The sequence below is a fragment of the Streptococcus sp. C300 genome (genome assembly GCF_000187645.1).
In the GTDB taxonomy this organism is placed as follows: Bacteria; Bacillota; Bacilli; order Lactobacillales; family Streptococcaceae; genus Streptococcus; species Streptococcus oralis_CQ.
This window is the reverse complement of the sequence record NZ_GL732484.1, coordinates 1-540: the sequence shown is the minus strand read 5'-3', so window position 1 is coordinate 540 and position 540 is coordinate 1. Positions and strand designations below refer to the sequence as shown.

Here is a 540-nt window from a genome sequence, read left to right as displayed (position 1 = left end):
CGAAGACGGTGAACAACCTAAGAAGGATATTCCAGGTTACCGTTTCGTAGAGACTAAGAAACTTCCAAACGGTGACACAGAACACGTTTACGAGAAGGTTAAGACCAGTCATAAGGATAAGGAAGGCAATGACATTCCAGGTTATCCAAGCGAAGACGGTGAACAACCGAAGAAGGATATTCCAGGTTACCGCTTCGTAGAGACCAAGAAACTTCCAAATGGCGACACAGAACACGTTTATGAGAAGGTTAAGACTAGTCATAAGGATAAGGAAGGGAATGACATTCCAGGTTATCCAACCGAAGATGGTGAACAACCGAAGAAAGATATTCCAGGCTACCGCTTCGTAGAGACTAAGAAACTTCCAAACGGCGACACAGAACATGTCTACGAAAAAGTGAAGACCAGTCATAAGGATAAGGAAGGCAATGACATTCCAGGTTATCCAACCGAAGACGGTGAACAACCTAAGAAGGATATTCCAGGTTACCGCTTCGTAGAGACTAAGAAACTTCCAAACGGTGACACAGAACACGTTTA

At 43.9% G+C, this 540-nt stretch carries 1 protein-coding gene; it reads left to right on the top strand.

The genetic code is table 11. The features are described from left to right. A partial coding sequence (locus tag HMPREF0849_RS10010) for a MucBP domain-containing protein (RefSeq protein ID WP_000330625.1) occupies window positions 1–540 on the top strand: 540 nt, incomplete at both ends.